Origin of the sequence: Paraburkholderia sp. EG304 (assembly GCF_046543485.1) — a bacterium.
In the GTDB taxonomy this organism is placed as follows: domain Bacteria; phylum Pseudomonadota; class Gammaproteobacteria; order Burkholderiales; family Burkholderiaceae; genus Paraburkholderia; species Paraburkholderia youngii.
On sequence record NZ_JBKGUA010000150.1, the window covers coordinates 1 to 4,030 of the forward strand.

The window sequence follows — 4,030 nt, forward strand, 5'->3', positions numbered from 1 at the left end:
TAACAATGGGCATGGATTTCCCCTCCTGTGGGTATTGATGAAGGCTCAGACCTCATCATGGCACTTTGATGCCGAACCGCGGCTTCCGCCGCAGCCTCGGGACGGGGAAGTCCCTTACATTCGAATAATTCAACGACATTTAAGTCGCTACATCCCGACGGCGCGCCGGCGCACGCCCACAATCCGTCATTCGTCGCCACTGGATTGGTGGGCGCTAATGGCTCATCGCGGCTGTAACGATCCGGGCTTCAAAGTCCCAACTCGCTCAGTCCCGGATGATCGTCCGGCCGACGGCCCAAGGGCCAGTGATACTTGCGCTCCGATTCCTTGATAGGCATGTCGTTGATGCACGCATAGCGACGTTGCATGAGACCATCCTCGCCGAACTCCCAGTTCTCGTTGCCGTAGGAGCGGAACCAGTTGCCCGAGTCGTCGTGCCACTCGTAGGCGTAGCGCACGGCAATGCGATTGCCGCCGAACGCCCACAGTTCCTTGATCAGACGATACTCGTGTTCCTTCTTCCATTTGCGCTCGAGGAACGCCTGCGCTTCCGCGCGATTGTTCGCGAACTCTGCGCGATTGCGCCATTTCGTGTCGAGCGAATAGGCGAGCGCGACCTTGGCGGCGTCGCGCGAATTCCAACCGTCTTCCGCGAGACGGACTTTGTCGATGGCCGTCTCCAGCGTGAACGGGGGAAGCGGCGGGCGAATTGCTGCGGGTGAAGTCATTTCGGATCTCCTTGTGGGGTACAGCGCGTTGCTGGTGCTCGACGTGGAGCGCGGCCTCGTCATCGTGCAACCCGAGAGGGCAAGGCCGCCCGAAGCAAGCGCGGCACCGGTGCTCAGTAAGAATTTTCGTCTTTGCATCATTGGGTTCAGAACGGCTTGGTCGGCAGATACTTGCCGTTGAGCGTGATGACGGCACGCTCGCCGCCTTCCGGGTCCGGCACCTTCTGGATATCGAGTTTGAAGTTGATCGCGCTGATGATGCCGTCGCCGAATTTCTCGTGAACCAGCGCCTTCAACGTCGAACCGTACACCTGCACCATTTCGTAGAAGCGGTAGACGGTGGGATCGGTCGGCACGCCACCCGGAATGCTGCCGCGCACGGGAATGGTTTGCAGCAGGCGAACGGCGTCGTCGTCGAGCCCGAGGCGTTCGGCGACGAGCTTCGCCGCATTCTCCGGCAGCGCATGCTGACCGAGTAGCGCGGCTGTCGTGTATGCGAGGCTCAAGCCCGTGCCTTCGTTGATGGCTTCGAAGGTGAGGTTCTTGCGCACCTTCGCGTCGATGATCGTTTCCGTCAATGCTTCGCGTGCGTTCGGTGTGACTTGCGATTGGGTCATGATGTTGCTCCTTGGGTAAAAATCAACCTGGTGAGATCGACAGTCGGTGCGACAAGCCGGGAATCAGAGCGCAGCCACGCACTCGGCGGGCGTCGCGGTGACATCGGGATGCGCAGCGAGCGGCACGAACTGGCGGGTCGCGGCGTCGAGCGCGTCGATCGAGCCGGATTCGATGTCGTAGACCCATCCGTGCAAATTCAGGCGGCCTTGCGCGAGTCCCAGTGCAACTGAGGGGTGGGTCTTGAGGTTGTCGAGCTGGGCGATGACGTTCTCGCGCACCATCGAGTCGACGCGCTCGCGCTCGCCCGCATGTTCACGCGCCTCGTTGACGAGCCTCGCCGAGTCGGCGTAGCGCAGCCAGTTCGCGACAGCGGGCATATGGTCGAGGCACTTGCACGTCGCGACGGCCGTCATCGCGCCGCAGTCCGAGTGGCCGCATATCACCACATCCGTCACGCCGAGCGCAGCCACCGCATATTCGACCGTTGCCGACACACCGCCGGGCTCAGGACCGAACGAAGGCACGATGTTGCCGGCATTGCGGATCACGAACAGATCGCCCGGTTCGCGCTGCGTGACCAGTTCGGGAACCATGCGACTATCGGAACAGGAAATGAACAGTGTGCGCGGCGTCTGACTGGTGACCAGCTTGCGGAACAACTCCCTGCGCGCGGGCATGATGTCCCGCTGAAACTTCAGAAAACCGTCGATGATCTCTTGCATGGTCTGCTCCATTCAATCTGGCGTTCGTTGCCGTGTCGCTCAGTGCGATGCGTTGAACAGAGAATGAACCTGTTCCGTCATAGTGTCCAAGACGGGTTTATGATGCTCACCATAGGCAACACCAATAGTTATTCGAGGACGAGGAATTCGCCATGCTGTTGCGTCATATCCGTTATTTCCTGGCTGTCGCGGAACACCGCAATTTCACGCGCGCCGCCGAGGCGCTGCACGTTTCGCAGCCCACGCTGTCGCAGCAGATACGGCAACTGGAAGAGACGCTGCGCACGCAGCTGCTAGACCGTTCGGGGCGGAACGTGCAACTTACGGATGCGGGCGCGGCGTGGTTGCGCTATGCGAAGCTCGCGCTACAGGATCTGGATGCGGGCGTGCGGGCGATACATGACGTCGGCGAACTGAGCCGCGGCAATCTGCGCCTTGCCGTGACGCCGACCTTCACGGCGTATCTCGTGGGGCCCGTGATCGATCGTTTTTATGGCCTGCATCCCGGCATCGCGATCGACATTCAGGAAATCACGCAGGATCAGATCGAAGCGCAGCTCGCCGATGACAGGCTCGACGCCGGCATCGCGTTCGAGCCCGTCCACACTGCGGAAATCGAAAGCGAGCCGTTGTTTCGCGAGACGCTGAGCCTCGTCGTCGGCGGCGGCCATGCGCGCGCGACGCGCCGCAAGCCGCTGTCCGCGCAGGACTTCGCCAACGAACGGCTGGTGCTGCTTAACAAGGCGTTCGCGACGCGGCGTTACATCGACGAATACTGCACGCAGAACCGGATTCTCCCGGAGGTTGCCATCGAGGTCAGTTCGATCAGTGCGATCGTCGAGATCGTGCGGCGTGGGCAGCTCGCAACCGTACTGCCCGACGGCATCGCGCGCGAGCATACCGAGCTGCACCCCGTGCTGCTCGACCCGCCGCTGCCGACGCGCACGGCCGTGCTGCTGCAACGCAAGGACGCGTATCGGACGGCAGCGAGCAAGGCCTTCGTCCAGGTGTTGATGGAATTGACGGAGAACTTCCGTCGCTAATGGAGATCGCGGCGCGCGACGCGCGAAGCGAAGAGATCGACACGTAACGCGCTCTCCGTTAGCTCCGACACCTACGCCGCTTCGCACAACTCGCGCCGGTGGTGTCGGCATCGCAAAGCTTCAGCTGAAGAGCATGACCGTACGGTGAGACGGTGAGGAGTGGGCGCTCGACTTCGGCCAGGAACTGGATTGTGATTTACGCGGCGTTGAAGACAGCCGGGGTTGGCACTAAGCAGCTCGAGCACCGGGCCTAGATTCGGCAATCGCGGGACGGAAGCTAGCAACGGCGCATTCCGAGAAGTCTGCAGTCTGGTCAGAAAACGGGCTTCTCAATCCATCACCAGAACTATTAGCTTATCCTATAGAGAACATAGGATATCGGTCTTAGACCCTATAGCCGGATTGATGCATTCTTGCTCCGTCGTCACTGTTTCTTTGGAGAGAATCATGAAATCTCGCTTCCTTGCGGTACTCGTTATCGCTGCATCTGTCACCAGCCCCGTTTTCGCAGGCACTGACACATCCGGATTGACTCGCGCCCAGGTTCGCGCGGAACTCGCGCAACTGCGTGCTGTGGGCTACGACCAGTCTCGTGGAGAAGACCCCAACTACCCCGCCGAGATTCAGGCGGCCGAAGCACGCCTGGCCGCGCAACGCGGGGATGCGAGCTATGGCGGTGTCGCCGAGGCAGGCTCGTCGTCAGCGGGTGTTCCCAAGACTGCTCGTCACGTCGACAACGACGGCATGCAGCCAATCTATTTCGGCCAATAGCCGTCCAACGGCAGCGCGAATACTAGCAGGCTGTTGAAATACCCCTCGCCGGCGAGCAGCACTTCATTTCAATGAGTCGCTGCGCCGGTTTGTGATGTCGATTTGATGCTCAATGCCTTTTATTCAGGTGGAACCAATGCCATCTCCT

At 60.7% G+C, this 4,030-nt stretch carries 5 protein-coding genes; 2 read left to right on the top strand and 3 right to left on the bottom strand.

The window, feature by feature from the left end; all coding sequences use genetic code 11:
- Positions 1 to 248: 248 nt before the first annotated feature.
- The 3 genes from ACLFKU_RS42580 to ACLFKU_RS42590 all read right to left on the bottom strand — a co-directional run bounded on the left by ACLFKU_RS42580 (position 249) and on the right by ACLFKU_RS42590 (position 2,068).
- Complete coding sequence (locus ACLFKU_RS42580) at positions 249 to 728, bottom strand: DUF1348 family protein (protein ID WP_410853235.1); 480 nt, start codon at positions 726 to 728, stop codon at positions 249 to 251.
- A gap of 146 nt (positions 729 to 874) precedes the next feature.
- Positions 875 to 1,345: a cyanase gene (gene cynS / locus ACLFKU_RS42585; protein WP_410853236.1), complete on the bottom strand. Its 471-nt coding sequence runs from the start codon at positions 1,343 to 1,345 to the stop codon at positions 875 to 877.
- A gap of 63 nt (positions 1,346 to 1,408) precedes the next feature.
- Positions 1,409 to 2,068, bottom strand: coding sequence for a carbonic anhydrase (locus ACLFKU_RS42590; protein WP_410853237.1), 660 nt, complete (start codon positions 2,066 to 2,068; stop codon positions 1,409 to 1,411).
- Between the two features lie 152 nt (positions 2,069 to 2,220).
- Between ACLFKU_RS42590 and cynR the strand changes: the two genes are divergently transcribed.
- The gene (cynR, locus tag ACLFKU_RS42595) at positions 2,221 to 3,111 is read left to right on the top strand and encodes a transcriptional regulator CynR (RefSeq protein WP_368585081.1); all 891 of its coding nucleotides are present in this window, start codon (positions 2,221 to 2,223) and stop codon (positions 3,109 to 3,111) included.
- 447 nt (positions 3,112 to 3,558) lie between these two features.
- On the top strand, positions 3,559 to 3,882 hold the full coding sequence (locus ACLFKU_RS42600) for a DUF4148 domain-containing protein (RefSeq protein WP_368585082.1): 324 nt from the start codon (positions 3,559 to 3,561) through the stop codon (positions 3,880 to 3,882).
- The last annotated feature ends 148 nt before the right edge of the window (positions 3,883 to 4,030 follow it).

Excerpts from the sequence above, each read along its gene's own strand:
- ACLFKU_RS42590 (WP_410853237.1), bottom strand. The coding sequence starts at position 2,068 with ATGCAAGAGATCATCGACGGTTTTCTGAAGTTTCAGCGGGACATCATG.
- ACLFKU_RS42580 (WP_410853235.1), bottom strand. The coding sequence starts at position 728 with ATGACTTCACCCGCAGCAATTCGCCCGCCGCTTCCCCCGTTCACGCTG.
- ACLFKU_RS42600 (WP_368585082.1), top strand. The coding sequence starts at position 3,559 with ATGAAATCTCGCTTCCTTGCGGTACTCGTTATCGCTGCATCTGTCACC.
- cynS (WP_410853236.1), bottom strand. The coding sequence starts at position 1,345 with ATGACCCAATCGCAAGTCACACCGAACGCACGCGAAGCATTGACGGAA.
- cynR (WP_368585081.1), top strand. The coding sequence starts at position 2,221 with ATGCTGTTGCGTCATATCCGTTATTTCCTGGCTGTCGCGGAACACCGC.